We start from the raw sequence: 16,645 nt of genomic DNA, 5'->3' as shown, positions 1-16,645 counted from the left end.
ATTGTTCAGCGCCCTCGCCGCCGCCGCCGCGCTCGCCGCGGCCCCGCCCGCCCCCAGCCCCGCCCCCAGCCCCACCGACGTGAAGGCGATCGAGGCGGTCGCCTACGACTATGTGGACGGCCAGCTGGAGGGCGATCCCGCTCGTGTCGCCCGCTCCCTGCACCCGGACCTCTCCAAGCGCGCGGTGGAGATCGGCGACCCCGACGAGCCGCTCGGCCTGCGCCGGATGACCAAGGAGGAGCTCGTGGAGCTCACCCGCCAGGGCGTGCTGAAGACCCCCAGGGACCAGTGGAGCCGCTCGGTGAAGGTGCTGGACGTCACCGGCGACGCCGCGGTCGCCCGGGTCGAGACGCCCTGGTTCGTGGACTATTTCCACCTCGGCCGGTTCGGCGAGCGGTGGGTGATCGTCAACGCCCTGTGGCACCCGAAGCCGCGGACCGCCCCGGCTAGCTGAGGGCGTTGCGGCAGGCCGCCGCCATGGCCACCGGGCCCAGCGCCAGGGCGGCGAGCGCATAGGCGCCAAGCAGCGCGAAGCCCGCCTGCCACGGGACACCGGTGGCGAAGGCGTCCAGCGCCCCGCCGCCGAAGATCACCGGCGGGGTGAACAGCGGCAGCACGATCACGGCGGTGAGCAGGCCGCCGCGCCGGGCGCCGAGGCTGAGCGCCGCCCCGATGCCGCCCACGAAGGCGAAGGCGATCCCGCCCAGGAGCGCACAGGCGAAGATCAGCGGCGCCATGGCCGGAGGGGCTCCGAGCGCGATGGCCGCCACAGGCGCGGCCAGCGCCAGCGGCGCGCCGGTCGCCAGCCACTGGCCCAGGCACTTGGCCGCGCAGGTGAGCTCCAGGGGGACCGGCGACAGCACCAGCAGATCAAGCGCCCCGTCCTCGTAGTCACGTTCGAACAGCCGCTCGAGGGAGAGCAGGGAGGCCAGGGCGAGGGCCACCCAGGCGAGCCCCGGCGCGACGGCGGCCAGCCGGTCGGGCTCCGGCCCGATCGCCAGCGGCAGGAGGGTGGCGACGCCGGCGTAGAAGCCCACGGCCACCAGCGGTCCGCCGCCCCTTCCCCAGGCCAGCGCCGTCTCCCGGGCGATCAGGGTGAAGAGCCGGCTCACGCTGAGAGCTCCAGGCTGCGGGCCGGGATCGGCAGGGGATCGTGGACGGCCGCCAGGATCAGGCCGCCGCCGTCCAGGTGGCGCTGCATCAGGGCGCCGAAGCGGGCCCGCCAGCCGGCGTCGAGCGGGCTCAGCGGCTCGTCCAGCAGCCACAGCGGCCGGGGCGCCGCCAGCGCCCGGGCCAGCGCCACGCGTCGCCGCTGGCCGGCCGAGAGCCGGCGGATCTCGAGGTCCAGCAGGGGCCGGAGCTCAAGGGCCTCCGCAGCGTCTTCGGCCTGGGCGTCGGCGCCGCCGCACCAGCGGGTCCAGAACTCCAGCTCCTCCCGGGCGGTGCGGGCGGGCTTCAGTCCGTCGTGATGGCCGACGAAGTGCAGGCCCGCCCCGCGCGCTTCCGAGGCCTCGGTCCCGCCGAAGGCCACCTCGCCGGCCTCGATCCGGACCAGGCCGGCGACCGCCCGCAAGAGGCTGGTCTTGCCGACCCCGTTGGCGCCGGTCAGGGCGCTGGCCTCGCCGGCGGCCAGCGTCAGGTCGACGCCCTCGAACAGCAGCCGTCCGCCGCGGCGGACCGAGACTCCGCGCAGCTCCAAGGTGCGAATCACTCGCAACCCTCCGCTGCATGGACGCGCAAGGCGGTTCGGCATATGAAGCGCCCGGCCGCCGTCGCCCCGGGGGACGTACGCCGCGCGGGGGCGGAACCTGTGTGTCCGCCTTCAAAGACGCGCGATCCCTGGGTCAGACGTGGGGCGGCCGGGAACAGAGAGAGGATCTCCCATATGGCGTCCGTAGACAGCCTGAAAACCCGCCGCGAGCTCGTGGTGGGCGACAAGACCTATGCTTACTACAGCCTCCGCGCGGCGGAGGAAGCGGGACTTTCGGGCGTCTCCCGCCTGCCGATCTCGATGAAGGTGCTGCTGGAGAACCTGCTGCGCAACGAGGACGGCCAGTCCGTCGGCGCCGAGGACCTCAGGGCGGTGGCCGCCTGGCTCGAGAACAAGGGCGCCGTCGAGCACGAGATCAGCTTCCGCCCGGCGCGGGTGCTCATGCAGGACTTCACCGGCGTGCCGGCGGTCGTGGACCTGGCCGCCATGCGCGACGCCATGACCCACCTCGGCGCCAACCCCGAGAAGATCAACCCGCTGAACCCGGTGGACCTCGTCATCGACCACTCGGTGATGGTCGACTACTTCGGCGGCGCCAAGTCGTTCCAGCAGAACGTCGAGCGCGAGTACGAGCGCAACATGGAGCGCTACCGCTTCCTGCGCTGGGGCTCCTCGGCCTTCAACAACTTCCGCGTGGTGCCGCCCGGCACCGGCATCTGCCACCAGGTGAACCTCGAGTATCTGGCCCAGACCGTCTGGACCAATGACGACGAGGGCGTGACCGTCGCCTATCCGGACACCGTGGTCGGCACCGATTCCCACACCACCATGGTCAACGGCCTGGCCGTGCTGGGCTGGGGCGTCGGCGGCATCGAGGCGGAGGCCGCCATGCTCGGCCAGCCGATCCCGATGCTGATCCCCGAGGTGATCGGGTTCCGGCTCGACGGCGTTCTGCCCGAAGGCGCCACCGCCACCGACCTCGTGCTCACCGTCACCCAGATGCTCCGCAAGAAGGGCGTGGTCGGCAAGTTCGTCGAGTTCTACGGCCCGGGCCTGGCGCACCTGACCCTGGAAGACCAAGCGACCATCGCCAACATGGCCCCGGAATACGGCGCCACCTGCGGCTTCTTCCCGGTCACCCAGGCGACCATCGCCTACCTGACGGCCACCGGCCGCGATCCCGACCGCGTGGCGCTCGTCGAGGCCTACGCCAAGGAACAGGGCATCTGGCGCGACGCGGCCGATCCCGATCCGGTGTTCACCGACACCCTCGAACTGGACCTCGGCACCGTGGCCGCCTCCCTGGCCGGCCCGAAGCGCCCGCAGGACCGGGTGCTGCTCACCGACGCGGCCGCCGAGTTCCGCGCCGCCCTGGCCGGCGATTTCGGCAAGGCCGACGGCCTGGCCGAGCGCTATCCGGTGGAGAAGGAGAACTTCGACCTCGGCAACGGCGACGTGGTGATCGCCGCCATCACCTCCTGCACCAACACCTCCAACCCCTCGGTCCTGATCGCCGCCGGCCTGGTGGCCAAGAAGGCGGTGGAAAAGGGCCTGCAGGTGAAGCCGTGGGTGAAGACCTCGCTGGCGCCCGGCTCGCAGGTGGTCACCGACTACCTGAAGGCCGCCGGCCTGACGAAGCACCTGGACGCCCTGGGTTTCAACCTGGTGGGCTACGGCTGCACCACCTGCATCGGCAACTCCGGGCCGCTGCCGGAGGCGATCTCCGACACCATCGCCAAGAACGACCTGGTCGCCGTCTCCGTGCTCTCGGGCAACCGCAACTTCGAGGGCCGGGTGAACCCGGACGTGCGCGCCAACTACCTGGCCTCGCCGCCGCTGGTGGTGGCCTACGCCCTGGCCGGCTCCATGAAGCTCGACCTCGCCAACGAGCCGCTCGGCGAGGGCAAGGACGGCAAGCCGGTCTACCTGCGCGACATCTGGCCGACCTCGGCCGAGATCGCCGCCCTGCAGCGCAAGCACGTGACCAACAAGATGTTCGCGACGCGCTACGCCGACGTCTTCAAGGGCGACAAGAACTGGCAGGGCATCAAGGTCGCCGGCGGCCAGACCTACGCCTGGGACATGGGCTCCACCTATGTGCAGAACCCGCCCTACTTCCAGGACATGCAGATGGAGCCGTCGCCGGTGACGGACATCGTCGAGGCCCGCGTCCTCGGCGTCTTCGGCGACTCGATCACCACCGACCACATCTCGCCGGCCGGCTCGATCAAGGCCACCTCGCCGGCGGGCGTCTACCTGCGTGAGCGCCAGGTGCCGACGAGCGAGTTCAACTCCTACGGCGCGCGCCGCGGGAACCACGAAGTGATGATGCGCGGCACCTTCGCCAACATCCGCATCCGCAACAAGATCACGCCCGACATCGAGGGCGGGGTGACCAAGCACTTCCCCTCCGGCGACACCATGTCGATCTACGACGCGGCCATGCGCTACCAGGGCGAGGGCCGGCCGCTGGTGGTCTTCGCGGGCAAGGAATACGGCACCGGCTCGTCGCGCGACTGGGCGGCCAAGGGCACCAAGCTGCTCGGCGTCCGCGCCGTGGTGGCCGAGAGCTTCGAGCGCATCCACCGCTCGAACCTGGTCGGCATGGGCGTGCTGCCGCTGCAGTTCACCCAGGAAGGCTGGCACAAGCTCGGCCTGACCGGCGAGGAGATCGTCACCATCCGCGGCCTCACCGACCTCGCGCCGCGCAAGCAGCTGATCGTGGAGATGTACCGTCCGAGCGACGGCCGCATCGCCCGCTTCCCGGTCCGCTGCCGGATCGATACGCCCACCGAGCTCGAGTACTTCAAGCACGGCGGCGTCCTGAACTACGTCCTGCGCAGCCTGGCCAGGCCGCAGGCCTAGGGGACGGGGCGGGCGGTCACGACCATGTTCGGACCGCCCGCCGCTCCTCACGCCTTGTTGAACCCTGGCCGCCGCTCAACTCCGGGTAAGTTCCCCCCGATGCGGATCGCCGCGCTCGTCGCCCTCTCGCTGCTCGCCCTGCCCGTCGCCGCGTCCGCCAGGCCGCCGGTGGTGGTGGAACTGTTCACGGCCCAGGGCTGCGCCTCCTGCGGCGAGGCCAATGCGTTCGTCGCCAGGCTCGCCGAGCGGCCGGGCGTGCTCGCCCTCACCTTCCCCGTCGACTACTGGGACTACCTCGGCTGGGAGGACACCTTCGCCGAGCCCGAGTTCGCCGAGCGGCAGAAGGCCTATGTCGCCAAGCTGAAGCTGCGCGAGCCCTATACGCCCCAGGTGGTGATCGACGGCCGCGACCAGGCGGCCGGCCTGCGCACCGAGCGGGTCGAGCAGCTCCTGCGCGAGGCGGCCCGCGCGCCGCGCGATCCGCCGGACATCCAGTTCATGAGCCCGCGCCGGGTGGACGTGGGCTCCGGCCGCGTCCCGCGCGGCGGCGCCGAGGTCTGGCTGATCCGCTACGATCCGCGCGAGCAGGAGGTGGCGGTGAAGAGCGGCGACAACCGCGGCCAGACCATCACGCACCGCAACGTGGTTCGGGAGATCCACCGGCTGGGCGCCTGGCGCGGCCGGCCCACCGCCTACCGCATCCCCGCGACGGAAGACGACGGCCTCGCCACCGCGCTCGTGGTGCAGGCGGCCAAGGGCGGCCGCATCGTCGCCGTGGCCCAGCCGAAGGCCTGATCCCCACGCAAACAAGAACCCGCGCGGCTGGAGATGCCCGCGCGGGTTCGTATAGGGGGGGATGTAGTGTGTCGGTTGGCCAGGTCCGCCGATCCAGGGGGGCTGGGGGGGCTGTTCAGGATCCGGGACCACCGGGCTCTGTCCAACCGACACCCCCTATAAACGGGGCGCATCTGGCTCTCGCGGGACCGAAATAAGGTCATTTCACGGCGCGCGCGGCGCCGGAGGTCCGGGTCGGGAACCTGCCGCCGCGGCTTGCGCTCGCCATCCCTGGAAGATTCGGTCTAGGCTTCAGGTCCATGGCATTCGATCCGCCCTACGCGGCGCCCCGCCAGGGGCGGGTTTTCTTCGAACGGCGCGAACTGGAGCGCCTGCTGCGCCTCTACGGACGGATGGTGGCGGCGGGCGAGTGGCGCGACTACGCCATCGACGGCCTCGACGACGCCGCCATCTTCTCCGTCTTCCGGCGGGCCGCCGAACAGCCCGTCTACCGGGTTGAGAAGCGCCCGGCGCTGGCCCGCCGGCAGGGGGCCTGGGCGGTGATCGGCGAGGGCGGCATGATCCTGCGCCGCGGCCATGACCTGGAGCAGGTGCTGCGCTTCTTCGACAAGGGCCGCTTCAGGGTCGTGGAATAGTCGCCGGCCGGTCCAGGGCCAGGTAGACGCTGTCGCACCATTCGCCGCCGATCAGCCAGGTGCGGGCCGCCCGGCCTGTTTCGGCGAATCCGAGCTTCTTCAGCAGGGCGAGCGAGGCGGCGTTGCGCGGATCGACGTCGGCGGTCAGGCGGTCCACCGCGCGGGCGGCGAAGACATGGGCGGTGGCCGCGCCCAGCGCCTCCGAAGCGAAGCCCTGGCCCCAGGCGTCGGGGTGCAGGATGTAGCCGACCTCCGGCAGGCTGTAGCAGCCCGCCTTGCCGATCACCCGGCCCTCCCGCTCGATCACGAAGTCCTCGCCGTCGGTGGCGATCATGTCCGCCAGCCAGGCCTCCGTCTGGGCGAGGTCCTCGTGCGGCGTCGTTGACCAGTAGCGCATGGCCACCGGGTGGCTGAGCACGGCGTGCATCGGTTCGAGGTCGTCGGGACGGGCGCGGCGAAGGCGCAAGCGCGGGGTGCGAAGCTCCACCATGGCGAAGCTCTAGCCCCGCGGCGGGCAAAGAAAAACCCCGGCGGTTTCCCGCCGGGGCTCGAAGATCCTCAGGTTCCGTGGCGCTTAGCGGCGGTCGCCGAACAGCGCGAGCAGGAATTGGAAGAGGTTGATGAAGTTGATGTAGAGGCTGAGCGCGCCGTAGTTGGTCGCAACGCCCATGGCCGCCTGGTCGCCGCCCAGCTCGTAGTACTGCATCTTCAGGCGCTGGGTGTCGAAGGCGATCAGGCCCGCGAAGATGAACACGCCCAGCACGCTGATGAGGAACTGCATCATCGAGTTCTGCAGGAACATGTTCACGACCGAGGCGATGATCAGGCCGATCAGGCCCACCAGCAGGAAGCTGCCGAAGCCGGTCAGGTCCTTCTTCGTCGTGTAGCCGAACAGGCTCAGCCCGCCGAAGGCCGCCGCCGTGATCAGGAAGGTCGAGGCGATCGACGCGCCGGTGTAGAGCAGGGTGATCGCACCCAGGCTGGCGCCGATCAGCGCCACGATGGTCCAGTAGAAGATGCCGGAGGTCTTCGGGGTGGCGTTGCGCATCCCGAACATGCCGAAGAGGATCACGGCGAGGGGCCCGAACGCCACGATCATGCCGGGCAGGGTGTAGCCGATCAGCCGGCCGTCGGCGGTGGTCCGATACAGGATGTCCCGCACAGGCTCGAACTGGCCGGTCAGGAAGGCCAGAGCCGCGGAGACCACCAAGCCCAGCGCCACCTTGTTGTAGACGCCGAGCATGAAGCTGCGAAGACCCGCGTCCACCGACATGTCGGCGCGATCCGCGGGGATCGAGCGCGCGTAGCCGCGGTTGAAGTCGCTCATGAGAGGCAAAGCCCTTGTCTAGTCCGTCCGGATTGGACGCAGCCCGGAATATCGGGGCCGCGCGAGGTCTAAGCAAGGCCTTGGGGCGTAAAGCGTTCCGAAAAATTCTGCAGCAACTCTGCTCTTCGCGGGTGCAGCAAAACGCAATTGACGCAGGGGCTTGGCGTATATCTGCACGGACTTACATGGGCCTTATGGTCTCTTCTCTCCCGACCCGCCGCGGTCTCCTGGCGGCCGGCGCCGCGCTCGCCCTCGCGCCGGCGCTCGGCTCCAGGGCCGGGGCGGCGCCCGCCCGGCGGGTCGCCGTTCTGGGCGATTCCATCACCTCGGGCTACGGCCTGCCCGCCAGCCAGGCCCTGCCGGCGCGCCTGCAGGCCGAACTCGCCCGGATCGGCCAGCCGGCGCGGGTCGTCCCTGCGGGCGTGACGGGCGATACGACGGCCGGCGGCGCAGCGCGCGTGGATCGGGCCGTGCCCCGGGACGTGGACCTCTGCGTCGTCGCGCTGGGCGGCAACGACCTCCTGCTGGGCGCCGAGCCGAAGGCGGTGCGGGCCAACCTCGATCGCATCGTGCGCCGCCTGAAGGGCCGCGGCGTCACCGTCGTCCTGGCGGGCGTGCGCGTGCCGACCCTGCTGGGCGGCGCCTACGCCCGGGAGTTCAACGGCGCCTTCGCCAGCGTCGCCAGGACACACAGCGTCCTCTTCCTGCCCGATCTGCTGGAGGGAGTGGCGCTCAACCCCGACCTCAATCAGCGCGACGGCATCCATCCCAACGCCGCCGGCGTCACCCTGATCGCGCGGCGGCTGGCGCCCCTCGTGGCGCAGGGCCTGCGCGCGGGGTAAGGAGGCGGGCATGGTCCGCCTGTTCGCCGCCATCGCCATCCCCGAGAACATCGGCCGGGCGCTCGTCCGCCGCCAGCAGGGGATCGAGGCCGCCCGCTGGCGTCCGCTGGAAGCGCTTCACGTCACGCTGCGGTTCTTCGGCGACCTGCGCGAGGACATCGCCCGCGACCTCGACACCGAGCTCTCGGCCGTCGGCGGCCGGCCCTTCGAAATCGGGCTGGAGGGCGCGGGTTCGTTCGGCGACGGCCCCGACATTCACGCGGTCTGGGCGGGCGTGCGCGAGAGCGCCGAGCTGCGCCACCTGGCCCGGGCCTGTGAGACCGCCGCCCGCCGGGCCGGCCTGAAGGAAGAGAGCCGCCACTACCGCCCGCACGTGACCCTCGCCTACCTGCGCCGGCCCGAGCCTGCGGAGGTCGGCGCCTGGGTCCAGGCCAACAACCTGCTCAAGTCCCCCGGCATCTGGGTCGACCGCTTCGGCCTCTACTCCAGCCACCAGACCAAGGACGGCTCCGCCTACCGCCTCGAGGCCGAGTACCCTCTGGGGTGACCTAGCAGGGCAGCCCGACCTTCAGACGCGCGCGCGTCTCCACGAGCGTTTCGGCATGGCCCACCGCGGCGCGAAACGCGTCGACCCGATCAATATCCTCGACATCTCCGAACCCCAGGGTCCCGGCTCTGCACGAGACCTGGGTCGCAAAGCGTTGCGGCCGCCCGTCGCGCTGCGCCACCCGATCGTAGAGTTTCGCGAAGTCGGAGCCGCTTACGGCCCCCCGCCCCGCCAGCGGCTCGACGCGGGTCAGCACCACCCTCTGGAATTCCCAGTCGTTGGCGTGCTGGGCGATGTCCCACGCCTCGTGGCTCAGCTCCGGGTCGGCGAACCAACCGGTGGCCGGCATCACGCGCTTCAGCGCGTCGGTGTTGTCGTCGTCGATCACCGCCAGCTCGTTCCAGACGAGCGCCAGGATCCAGCCGCGCTCCTCCGCCGGCGCCGGGAAGATCGGCGAGAGCGCCAGTCGCGCTTCCCGTTGCAGCCGGTTTCGGCGCGCGAGGTGCTCGGTGACAGAGGCCGGCGGCGGCAGCGCCGCCAGTTCCGCCCGCACGGCGTCGACCTTAGCGCGCCAGTCGTCCGCAAGCGCCTGGCCGGCCGGTGACAGGGGGCGCGTGGGAAAGGGCGGCCGGGCCGGCTGCGCCACCGTCGGAAGGGCCGCGGCGAGTATGGCGGCGGCGACAATCCCGACCCAGACACGCATCACGCCTCCACGGCGTGGTCCTTGAGGACGCCGAGCGGCACGATGGCCAGGGTCTCCTCGTGGGTGGCCTCCAGAACCACCTTCGGCGCGGCGCCGGCGTCCAGCGCCTCCTTCCACCGCGGCGCGCAGAGGCACCAGCGGTCGCCGGGCTTCAGCCCCGGGAACATGGCGTCGGGGACGGGCGTCGAGAGGTCGTTGCCGACCGATCGGGAGAAAGCCAGGAACTCCGCGGTCATCACCGCGCAGACCGTGTGCATGCCGAAGTCGTTGTGGTCGGTCTCGCAGCAGCCGTTGCGGAAGTAGCCGGTGATCGGCTCCGTCGAGCAGGGCTTCAGCTCCCCGCCCAGGACGTTGCGCGCGCGCGGGTCGTAGCGTGTGGTCATTCGCCCAGTCTAGCCGGTAAGACGGGGGCTCCGCCACGCGTCCCATGTCGCCGGTCACAGGAGCCCCCAAATGGTTCGCCCCCGCCGCAGCGCCCTCTATCTGCCCGCCTCCAACGCCCGGGCGCTCGACAAGGCCCGGACGCTGCCCTGCGACGTGGTGATCCTCGACCTCGAGGACTCCGTCGGCCCCGACGCGAAGGACGAGGCCCGGGGGCTGGCCGTGGACGCGGTGCGCGACGGCGGCTTCGGGGCGCGCGAGGTGGTGGTGCGGGTCAACGGCCTCGACACCCCCTGGGGCGAGGCCGACCTCGCCGCCGCGGCCGAGGCCGGGCCCGACGCCATCCTGGTCCCGAAGATCGCCGGCCCCGACGACCTGCCGCGCTACGCCCGCGCCCTGGAGGGCGACACCCGCCTGTGGGCGATGATCGAGACCTGCGCGGCCATGTTCCGGCTGGAGGCGATCGGGGCGGCGAGCCTCGCCAACCGCTGCGACGTCTGGGTGATCGGGGCCAACGACCTGGTGAAGGAGATGCGCTGCCGGCCGGGCCCCGACCGGGCGCCGCTGCTGCCGGCGCTGGCCATGGTGGTGATGGCCGCCCGGGCCCACAGCCTCGGCGTCCTCGACGGGGTCTACAACGCCATCCCGGACCTCGAGGGACTGGCCCGGGAGTGCCGCCAGGGCGCCGACTTCGGCTTCGACGGCAAGACCCTGGTCCATCCCAGTCATCTGGATGCGGCGAACGCCGCCTTCAGTCCCGACGAAGGCGAGGTGGCCTGGGCGCGGACCATCGTCGAGGCCTTCGACCGGAGCGAGAACGCGGGCAAGGGCGTTCTGAAGGTCGAGGGACGGATGGTGGAGCGGTTGCATCTGGGTCAGGCGCGGCGTCTCATCGCCATCGCCGACGCCATCGCCGCCCACGAGGCCTGAGAAGGAACGGAATCTGAGACCGATTGTCGAACGCAGGATGGGGGTCTTCACCGCCGCGGCTCTCCTCGCCGGGCTGGCGTCCGCGCCGGCCGCCGCCCAGCCGGCGGACCCGATCGGCGCGCTGCTGGAGCGGACCCCCGCCCCGGCCGCCGCAGCCGACCCGGAGGAGCCGGACACCGCCGCCCAGCCGGTGGCGCCGGAGCCCGAGCCCGCCGTCGCCCTGCCCGCCGCGCCGATCCCCTATGCGCCGCAGGTCGCGCGCCCGCAGCTCACCGCCCCGGTGTTCGTGGACGAGACCGGCAAGACGCCGGATGCGCCGCCGACCGTCAACGACCTGGCCTACGAATCCCGTCTGCGCGCCTCCTTCGCCTCGGCCCAGTCTTTCCAGGGGCCGCTCGACGGCAGCTGGACGGTCGCCGGCCCCGACGGCGCCGCGCTCTACGCCCTGAAGCTGGTCGACCGCGGCAGCGCGCCGCCGGAGGGCGCCTGGCGGGACCTCCGCCGGCCGGGCGCGCCGGCCGCCTCGGGCTTCGTGGAGGAGATCCGCCGCGAGGCGGGGGCGCTGACCCTGCGCTTCGGGCCAGCGGTCGCCACCTTCACCGGCGGCTATGGCGGCCAGTGGTCGGGCGAGCTGCAGGAGGCCGGCCAGCGCCGCGCCGCCACCCTGCGCAAGGACCCGCCGCAGCCCTGACGGCTAGAGCCCCAGCGCCCGACGGGCCACGGAGAGCGCCGTGGCGAGCTGCTCGGGCTGATAGGCTTCCGCCGCGCCGACGCCCCAGACGGGACCGGGCCAGGCCGCGTCGTCCGGCCGGCGGCCGACCACGTGGACGTGCAACTGTGGCGTGACGTTGCCGAGCTGGCCGACGTTGAGCTTGGCCACCGGCCGGCCCAGCGCCTGGCTCACCGCCCGCACGGCCTGGCCGGCGCGGACGATCTCCTCCATCAGCACGTCGCGCTCGCCATGGGTGAGATCCTCCAGCTCGACGGCGCGGCCCACCTTGGGGATCAGCACGATCCAGGGATAGCGGGCGTCGCGGTGCAGGCGCACGTGGCTCAGCGCCAGCTCACCGAGGGGTTCGGACGTCGAAAGGAAGGCGGGGTCGAGGTCGGCCATGAGCGTCATGGCCGTCTGCGGCATTGCAGCATGCCCGTCAATTGGCTACGCCACCCGCCGACCACGGCCGGCGGCCGTAAACACCCTTCCTGGAGAGTGACCCATGGCGAAGTCCCCCATCCGCGTGGCGGTGACCGGCGCGGCCGGCAACATCGGCTACGCCCTCCTCTTCCGCATCGCCTCGGGCGAGATGCTGGGCAAGGACCAGCCGGTCATCCTTCAGCTCCTCGAGATCCCCGCCGAGGGCCCCCAGAAGGCGCTCAAGGGCGTCGCCATGGAGCTGGAGGACTGCGCCTTCCCCCTGCTCCAGGACATGGTGCTGACAGACGACGCCAACGTGGCGTTCAAGGACGCCAACTGGTGCCTGCTGGTGGGCTCCAAGCCCCGCGGTCCGGGCATGGAGCGCGCCGACCTCCTGAAGGACAACGGCAAGATCTTCATCGCCCAGGGCAAGGCCATCGACGCCGTGGCCGCCGACGACGCCCGCGTGGCGGTGGTGGGCAACCCCTGCAACACCAACTGCATGATCGCCGCCAGCCAGGCCAAGCGCCTGACGCCGGACCGGTTCACTGCCATGGTCCGCCTGGACCAGAACCGCGGCCGCGCCCAGCTGGCCAAGAAGGCCGGCGTCTCGATCAACGACGTCTCCGACCTGTTCATCTACGGCAACCACTCGCCGACCATGTTCGCCGACTTCACCCACGCCAGGATCGCCGGCAAGCCGGCCGCCGAGGTCGTGGGCGACGAGGCCTGGCTGAAGAACGACTACCTGCCGGCGGTCGGCAAGCGCGGCGCGGTGATCATCGAGGCCCGCGGCCAGTCGTCTGCGGCCTCCGCGGCCAACGCCCTGATCGACCACGTCCGCGACCTGACCACTCCGGGCGCGATCCACTCGGTCGCGGTCAATTCGGAAGGACGCTACGGCTTTGCCGAAGGCGTCTGGGCCGGCATGCCGGTGAAGACCACCGCGCCGGGCGCCTACGAGGTCGTCACCAGCTACGAGATGGACGAGTTCGCCAAGTCGAAGATCGCCATCACCAACGACGAACTGGTCGGCGAGCGCGACACCGTCAAGGACATGCTCGGCTAAGCAGCCCGTCCTTCCCGCGGTTCGGCGGGAGCCTCAGTACTCGCCGTACTCCGCCAGCCTGTTCAGCTCGCGGATGCGCTGCTCGTAGACGCTGGCGACGGCGCGGGGGGAGCGGCGGGCGGCGTCCTCGCGGATCGACAGCCAGTCGTCCTGCTCGGCGCGCAGCTCACGGGCCGGGATCCCCGACGCGATCGCCCGCTCGTAGGCGCGGTTCAGCCGACGGTCGGCGGCGGCGAGCGCAGGATCGCCGCAGACCATCTCCTCGGACGGCGAGCGGGCGTAGCGGCAGTTGAAGCTGGGGTCGGCCTGCGCCCGCCGGCGAGGGGGCGCGATCGGCGCGGGCTCCGGCGCGCGGGCGACGACCGGCGAAGAGCTCTCCGCGGCCGAGGGCGCGACCACGGCGGGCGGCCTCGGCGCCTCGGCCCGCACCGTCGGCGCGGGCCTGGGAACGGGCCGGGGGGCCGGCGCGGCGCGGGCGAGCTCGGGCGGCAGCACCTCCAGCGGGCCGTCGGCGCGGGGGACCGGCGGCGCGACGGGCGCGGCCACCTCCACCGGCACCGGCGGCGACGCCGCTTGCGTCTGCGTCACCGCCTTCATTGGCTCGCGGGCCTTGCCGTCGTCGCCGAAGTCGGGCCGGGCCCAGAGGCCGAAAACCAGGCCCAGAGCCACGGCCCCGGCCACGCCGCCGATCACGGCCTTTCGCGGCATGCGGTCCTGCGGCGGTCGGGAGGAGGGCGGCGGGGGAGCGGCGGCCTGGCCGGCGAAGCCGTTGTAGGTGGTCCCCGCCCAGGGTTCCCCGATGGGGTCCTTCGGCATGGTCGGTGGTCTCCAGCGCATCCCTCGCGCCGGCTAACCCCCCGGCCGCCGTGGCGGTTGCAACGGCGCAGCTCGGCTCAGTACTCGCCCCGCGCGCCGCGGGTCATGTCGTTGAGCTCGGCGATGCGCGCCTCGTAGACGTCGCGCACAGCCCAGGGCGCCTCGCGCGCCGCCTGGGCGCGGGCCGCCAGCCACCGCTGCTGCTGCCGCGCCAGCTGGGCCGTCGAGACGCCGGCGGCCTCCGCCTGTCGATAGGCGCGGGCGAGCTGCCGGTCGGCGGCGCCCAGCGAGGGGTCGGCGCAGACGATGGCCTCGCCCGGATCGGCCGAGGCGCAGCGGGTCGACGCCTTGCGGATCGGATTGTCGCGCGTGGGCTTGGGGACCTTGGGCTGGGCGGCTGGAGGCGGCGGCTTGGGGGCGGCGGCCTTGACCACCTTGGCGCGTTCCGCCCTGGCCTTGGCTTCCCTGGCCTTGGCTTCCCTGGCCTTGGCGTCCCTGGCCTTCGCCTCCTGGGCCTTGGCGATCCGGACCTTCTCCAGCTTCGCCTTCTCCAGCTTCGCCTTCTCCAGCTTCGCCTTCTGGACGCGCGCCTTCTCGGCCTTCGCCTTCTCGAGTCGGGCCGCCTCGGCGCGGGCCTTGCGGGTCTCGGACAGCTTGGCCTTCGAGACCTTGGCCGCGTCCTGGACCTTCTTCGGCGTCACCTTGGCGAGGGTTTTTCCGGACTTGCCGCTCTTCTTCGTCTCGGCCGCATTGGCAGGCTTCTCCGCCGCGGCCTTGGCGAGCTTCGTCTTCCCCGGCCTGTCGGCGCGGGCGCTGGCCTTCTCCGGGGCCGCCTGGGCCTTCGCGACCCTGCGGTCAGCCGCGGGCCTCTTCGGCTTGGCGGGCGCCTGCGTGCGTTCGGGCTTCTTCGCCGCGACGGGCTTCTTCTCGACCTTCTTCGCGGGCTCCGCCGCCGGCTTCACCACCGGCTTCGGCGGCGGGAGCGGCTCCGGCTCCACGGCGATCGGCTCCACCGCCTGCACACGCACGAGGCCCGCGGGCGGCCGCACGGGGGCGAGCGGAACCGGCTCCACCGGCGGCGCGGCCACCAGCGGGGCCTCCGGAGCCCGGCTCCCGAATGCGGGCAGCACCTCGATGGGCGCGCCGATGGGGGCGGGGCTGTCGTCGAGGACGATCTCGAGGCGGCCGGCGGGCTTCGCCGCCACCGCGGGCCTCGCCTGGGCCGGCGTCGCCCGGCGCTCGTCCGCGGCCGGACGCGCCCACAGCCCCGCGCCCACGCCGAGCGCGCACGCGCCGACGACGCCGGCCAGCAGCACATGCCGGCCGGGGAAGCCGGACTGCGCCACGAGCTGCGGCGTGGACATGTCTTCGGACGGATCTTTCGCCATCGGGGGCCTGTCCTTCACCAGGTTCAGCCCCTCGAAAGTCGAGGCGTGTCGCCGCCCGCCGCGCCCACGGCTAAGCTGGAGCCCCACCCCGACGTCTCTCCCGCCGCCACAATGAGGCCATGACCGTGACTTCGCCAACACCCGTGCTTGAGACAGATCGCCTCATCCTGCGTGCGCCGCAGGCGGAGGATTTCGAGTCCTGGGCGGCCTTCGCCGCGGACGAGGAGGCCGCCCGCCATCTGGGCGGCGTGCAGGACCGGGCGATCGCCTGGCGCGGCATCTGCACCGTGACCGGCGCCTGGACGATCCGCGGGTTCTCGATGTTCTCGGTGATCGAGAAGGCCACCGGCCGCTGGGTCGGCCGGCTGGGGCCCTGGCAGCCGGAGGGCTGGCCGGGGACGGAGGTGGGCTGGGGCCTCGCCCGCGACTGCTGGGGCAAGGGTTACGCCACCGAGGGCGCGACCGCGGCCATCGACTGGGCCTTCGACACCCTCGGCTGGGCAGAGGTGATCCACACCATCGAGCCTGCCAACGCGGCCTCGCAGAAGGTGGCGCGGCGCCTGGGCTCGACCATCCTGCGCCAGGCCCGCATGCCCGCGCCCTTCCAGGACAAGGTGCTCGACGTCTGGGGCCAGAGTCGGGAGCAGTGGCTGGCCAGGCGCAAGCCGGCCTAGATCCACCCCTTCTCGCGCAGTTGGCCGGCGTAGGTGCGGCTCACCGGGACCTCGGAGCCGCCCTTCAGCGTGAGCGTCGCGCGGCCGTCGCCGCGGCGGGCGTTCGTGATGGCGTCGCGGGCCACCCACCAGGAGCGGTGCACCTGCATGCCCTCGATCCCCTCCAGCTCGGCCACGGCGTCGGCCAGGCGCAGGAGGATCAGGTCCTGTCCCTTGGAGGTGTGGAGCCGCAGGTAGTGGTCCTCGGCCTCGACCGCCCAGACCTCGGCGCCGCGCAGCTTCAGCGGCAGCCGCTCGAGGAACTTCGGCGGCGCGGCCGCCGCGGGCGGGGGTTTGCCGGCGTCCCGCCGGATCCAGGCCACCAGCAGGCAGAAGAATAGGGAGGTCACCAGGGACACGACCAGGAAGGCCGGGATGGCGTCCGGGCCCGGCGCGTGCTCCGGCGGCGCCACCAGGCGCACCGCGCTCCAGACCACCAAGCCCATGGGGGCGAACATCGCCAGGCCGGCCACCAGGCCGACGCGCCAGTAGGCCGCACGCGCCCAGGCGCCCATCGCCGCGAGCCGGAAGGCCGCCACGCCCATCAGGGTGGCGATCCAGGAGATGGCGACCATGAACGGGATCCGCTGGGACAGCGGCATGTCGTCGGTTCCGAAGGCCCCGATGAAGCCCAGGAAGGCGCCCACGAGCACTCCGGAGACGAGGGTCGCGCGAACCACGCCCCACGCCCGCTCCGCCGTCCGCGAAGCGCCAACGGCGCCGCCCGGCGTTTCGCGAACCCCCGACGTCATCCGGCGCATCCGCGCTCGACCATGGCTCCGCCCGCC

General features: G+C 72.3%; 20 protein-coding genes. 10 read left to right on the top strand and 10 right to left on the bottom strand.

Annotation, left to right across the window (positions count from 1 at the left end; genetic code table 11):
• Position 1: 1 nt before the first annotated feature.
• Complete coding sequence (locus V7Z97_RS01495) at positions 2-454, top strand: nuclear transport factor 2 family protein (RefSeq protein WP_334160922.1); 453 nt, start codon at positions 2-4, stop codon at positions 452-454.
• Here V7Z97_RS01495 and ccmB read toward each other — a convergent pair.
• Both ccmB and ccmA read right to left on the bottom strand, forming a co-directional pair.
• Positions 447-1,112 (bottom strand): heme exporter protein CcmB, encoded by a 666-nt coding sequence (ccmB, locus tag V7Z97_RS01490; RefSeq protein ID WP_334160920.1) that lies wholly within the window; start codon positions 1,110-1,112, stop codon positions 447-449. The two genes, V7Z97_RS01495 and ccmB, sit on opposite strands and share 8 nt — an antisense overlap.
• Positions 1,109-1,711, bottom strand: coding sequence for a heme ABC exporter ATP-binding protein CcmA (gene ccmA / locus V7Z97_RS01485; protein WP_334160919.1), 603 nt, complete (start codon positions 1,709-1,711; stop codon positions 1,109-1,111). Before ccmA ends, ccmB begins: the two co-directional genes overlap by 4 nt.
• A 174-nt stretch (positions 1,712-1,885) precedes the next feature.
• Here ccmA and acnA point away from each other — a divergent pair, with 174 nt between their 5' ends.
• From acnA to V7Z97_RS01470, 3 genes are all read left to right on the top strand, one after another.
• Positions 1,886-4,576, top strand: a complete 2,691-nt coding sequence (gene acnA, locus V7Z97_RS01480; RefSeq protein WP_334160918.1) for an aconitate hydratase AcnA — start codon at positions 1,886-1,888, stop codon at positions 4,574-4,576.
• Between the two features lie 99 nt (positions 4,577-4,675).
• The gene (locus V7Z97_RS01475) at positions 4,676-5,371 is read left to right on the top strand and encodes a DUF1223 domain-containing protein (protein WP_334160917.1); all 696 of its coding nucleotides are present in this window, start codon (positions 4,676-4,678) and stop codon (positions 5,369-5,371) included.
• A gap of 299 nt (positions 5,372-5,670) precedes the next feature.
• A complete protein-coding gene (locus V7Z97_RS01470; protein WP_334160915.1) occupies positions 5,671-6,006 on the top strand; it encodes a DUF2794 domain-containing protein in 336 nt (111 codons plus the stop codon).
• Here the strand turns inward: V7Z97_RS01470 and V7Z97_RS01465 are convergent.
• Both V7Z97_RS01465 and V7Z97_RS01460 read right to left on the bottom strand, forming a co-directional pair.
• On the bottom strand, positions 5,990-6,496 hold the full coding sequence (locus V7Z97_RS01465; protein WP_334160914.1) for a GNAT family N-acetyltransferase: 507 nt from the start codon (positions 6,494-6,496) through the stop codon (positions 5,990-5,992). The two genes, V7Z97_RS01470 and V7Z97_RS01465, sit on opposite strands and share 17 nt — an antisense overlap.
• A gap of 84 nt (positions 6,497-6,580) precedes the next feature.
• Entirely contained in the window at positions 6,581-7,333 is a 753-nt protein-coding gene (locus V7Z97_RS01460; protein WP_334160913.1) for a Bax inhibitor-1/YccA family protein, read from the bottom strand.
• Positions 7,334-7,527: 194 nt separating this feature from the next.
• On the opposite strand from V7Z97_RS01460, the gene V7Z97_RS01455 reads away from it, so the two are divergent.
• Complete coding sequence (locus tag V7Z97_RS01455; protein ID WP_334160912.1) at positions 7,528-8,175, top strand: arylesterase; 648 nt, start codon at positions 7,528-7,530, stop codon at positions 8,173-8,175.
• A gap of 10 nt (positions 8,176-8,185) precedes the next feature.
• Entirely contained in the window at positions 8,186-8,722 is a 537-nt protein-coding gene (gene thpR / locus V7Z97_RS01450) for an RNA 2',3'-cyclic phosphodiesterase (RefSeq protein ID WP_334160911.1), read from the top strand.
• Position 8,723: 1 nt separating this feature from the next.
• Here thpR and V7Z97_RS01445 read toward each other — a convergent pair whose 3' ends face one another.
• Both V7Z97_RS01445 and V7Z97_RS01440 read right to left on the bottom strand, forming a co-directional pair.
• Complete coding sequence (locus V7Z97_RS01445; protein ID WP_334160910.1) at positions 8,724-9,425, bottom strand: DUF6624 domain-containing protein; 702 nt, start codon at positions 9,423-9,425, stop codon at positions 8,724-8,726.
• Positions 9,425-9,808, bottom strand: coding sequence for a DUF2237 family protein (locus V7Z97_RS01440; RefSeq protein WP_334160909.1), 384 nt, complete (start codon positions 9,806-9,808; stop codon positions 9,425-9,427). Before V7Z97_RS01440 ends, V7Z97_RS01445 begins: the two co-directional genes overlap by 1 nt.
• A 70-nt stretch (positions 9,809-9,878) precedes the next feature.
• Here V7Z97_RS01440 and V7Z97_RS01435 point away from each other — a divergent pair, with 70 nt between their 5' ends.
• Together V7Z97_RS01435 and V7Z97_RS01430 are read left to right on the top strand one after the other, a co-directional pair.
• The gene (locus V7Z97_RS01435) at positions 9,879-10,736 is read left to right on the top strand and encodes an HpcH/HpaI aldolase/citrate lyase family protein (protein WP_334160908.1); all 858 of its coding nucleotides are present in this window, start codon (positions 9,879-9,881) and stop codon (positions 10,734-10,736) included.
• 37 nt (positions 10,737-10,773) lie between these two features.
• Positions 10,774-11,427, top strand: coding sequence for a hypothetical protein (locus V7Z97_RS01430; protein WP_334160907.1), 654 nt, complete (start codon positions 10,774-10,776; stop codon positions 11,425-11,427).
• 3 nt (positions 11,428-11,430) lie between these two features.
• Here V7Z97_RS01430 and V7Z97_RS01425 read toward each other — a convergent pair whose 3' ends face one another.
• Complete coding sequence (locus tag V7Z97_RS01425; RefSeq protein WP_334160940.1) at positions 11,431-11,850, bottom strand: HIT family protein; 420 nt, start codon at positions 11,848-11,850, stop codon at positions 11,431-11,433.
• Between the two features lie 103 nt (positions 11,851-11,953).
• On the opposite strand from V7Z97_RS01425, the gene V7Z97_RS01420 reads away from it, so the two are divergent.
• On the top strand, positions 11,954-12,940 hold the full coding sequence (locus tag V7Z97_RS01420) for a malate dehydrogenase (RefSeq protein ID WP_334160906.1): 987 nt from the start codon (positions 11,954-11,956) through the stop codon (positions 12,938-12,940).
• A 33-nt stretch (positions 12,941-12,973) separates the two neighbouring features.
• On the opposite strand, the gene V7Z97_RS01415 is transcribed toward V7Z97_RS01420, so the two are convergent.
• Positions 12,974-13,756: a lysozyme inhibitor LprI family protein gene (locus tag V7Z97_RS01415; protein WP_334160905.1), complete on the bottom strand. Its 783-nt coding sequence runs from the start codon at positions 13,754-13,756 to the stop codon at positions 12,974-12,976.
• Positions 13,757-13,833: 77 nt separating this feature from the next.
• The gene (locus V7Z97_RS01410; RefSeq protein ID WP_334160904.1) at positions 13,834-15,144 is read right to left on the bottom strand and encodes a hypothetical protein; all 1,311 of its coding nucleotides are present in this window, start codon (positions 15,142-15,144) and stop codon (positions 13,834-13,836) included.
• Between the two features lie 119 nt (positions 15,145-15,263).
• Between V7Z97_RS01410 and V7Z97_RS01405 the strand changes: the two genes are divergently transcribed.
• Positions 15,264-15,818 (top strand): GNAT family N-acetyltransferase, encoded by a 555-nt coding sequence (locus tag V7Z97_RS01405; protein WP_334160903.1) that lies wholly within the window; start codon positions 15,264-15,266, stop codon positions 15,816-15,818.
• Here V7Z97_RS01405 and V7Z97_RS01400 read toward each other — a convergent pair.
• Positions 15,815-16,537 carry a LytTR family DNA-binding domain-containing protein gene (locus tag V7Z97_RS01400; RefSeq protein ID WP_334160902.1) on the bottom strand — a complete coding sequence of 241 codons (723 nt, stop codon included), beginning with the start codon at positions 16,535-16,537 and terminating at the stop codon, positions 15,815-15,817. The two genes, V7Z97_RS01405 and V7Z97_RS01400, sit on opposite strands and share 4 nt — an antisense overlap.
• Positions 16,538-16,645 lie beyond the last annotated feature (108 nt).

Origin of the sequence: Phenylobacterium sp., assembly GCF_036821595.1 — a bacterium.
In the GTDB taxonomy this organism is placed as follows: domain Bacteria; phylum Pseudomonadota; class Alphaproteobacteria; order Caulobacterales; family Caulobacteraceae; genus Phenylobacterium.
The sequence above is the reverse complement of the archived record's forward strand: the minus strand, read 5'-3'. Positions and strand labels throughout refer to the sequence as shown.

Bases quoted from the DNA above. Each gene is read 5' to 3' on its own strand.
- acnA (WP_334160918.1), top strand. From the start codon at position 1,886: ATGGCGTCCGTAGACAGCCTGAAAACCCGCCGCGAGCTCGTGGTGGGC.
- V7Z97_RS01475 (WP_334160917.1), top strand. From the start codon at position 4,676: ATGCGGATCGCCGCGCTCGTCGCCCTCTCGCTGCTCGCCCTGCCCGTC.
- V7Z97_RS01470 (WP_334160915.1), top strand. From the start codon at position 5,671: ATGGCATTCGATCCGCCCTACGCGGCGCCCCGCCAGGGGCGGGTTTTC.
- V7Z97_RS01465 (WP_334160914.1), bottom strand. From the start codon at position 6,496: ATGGTGGAGCTTCGCACCCCGCGCTTGCGCCTTCGCCGCGCCCGTCCC.
- V7Z97_RS01460 (WP_334160913.1), bottom strand. From the start codon at position 7,333: ATGAGCGACTTCAACCGCGGCTACGCGCGCTCGATCCCCGCGGATCGC.
- V7Z97_RS01455 (WP_334160912.1), top strand. From the start codon at position 7,528: ATGGTCTCTTCTCTCCCGACCCGCCGCGGTCTCCTGGCGGCCGGCGCC.
- thpR (WP_334160911.1), top strand. From the start codon at position 8,186: ATGGTCCGCCTGTTCGCCGCCATCGCCATCCCCGAGAACATCGGCCGG.
- V7Z97_RS01445 (WP_334160910.1), bottom strand. From the start codon at position 9,425: ATGCGTGTCTGGGTCGGGATTGTCGCCGCCGCCATACTCGCCGCGGCC.
- V7Z97_RS01440 (WP_334160909.1), bottom strand. From the start codon at position 9,808: ATGACCACACGCTACGACCCGCGCGCGCGCAACGTCCTGGGCGGGGAG.
- V7Z97_RS01435 (WP_334160908.1), top strand. From the start codon at position 9,879: ATGGTTCGCCCCCGCCGCAGCGCCCTCTATCTGCCCGCCTCCAACGCC.
- V7Z97_RS01430 (WP_334160907.1), top strand. From the start codon at position 10,774: ATGGGGGTCTTCACCGCCGCGGCTCTCCTCGCCGGGCTGGCGTCCGCG.
- V7Z97_RS01425 (WP_334160940.1), bottom strand. From the start codon at position 11,850: ATGGCCGACCTCGACCCCGCCTTCCTTTCGACGTCCGAACCCCTCGGT.
- V7Z97_RS01420 (WP_334160906.1), top strand. From the start codon at position 11,954: ATGGCGAAGTCCCCCATCCGCGTGGCGGTGACCGGCGCGGCCGGCAAC.
- V7Z97_RS01415 (WP_334160905.1), bottom strand. From the start codon at position 13,756: ATGCCGAAGGACCCCATCGGGGAACCCTGGGCGGGGACCACCTACAAC.
- V7Z97_RS01410 (WP_334160904.1), bottom strand. From the start codon at position 15,144: ATGGCGAAAGATCCGTCCGAAGACATGTCCACGCCGCAGCTCGTGGCG.
- V7Z97_RS01405 (WP_334160903.1), top strand. From the start codon at position 15,264: ATGACCGTGACTTCGCCAACACCCGTGCTTGAGACAGATCGCCTCATC.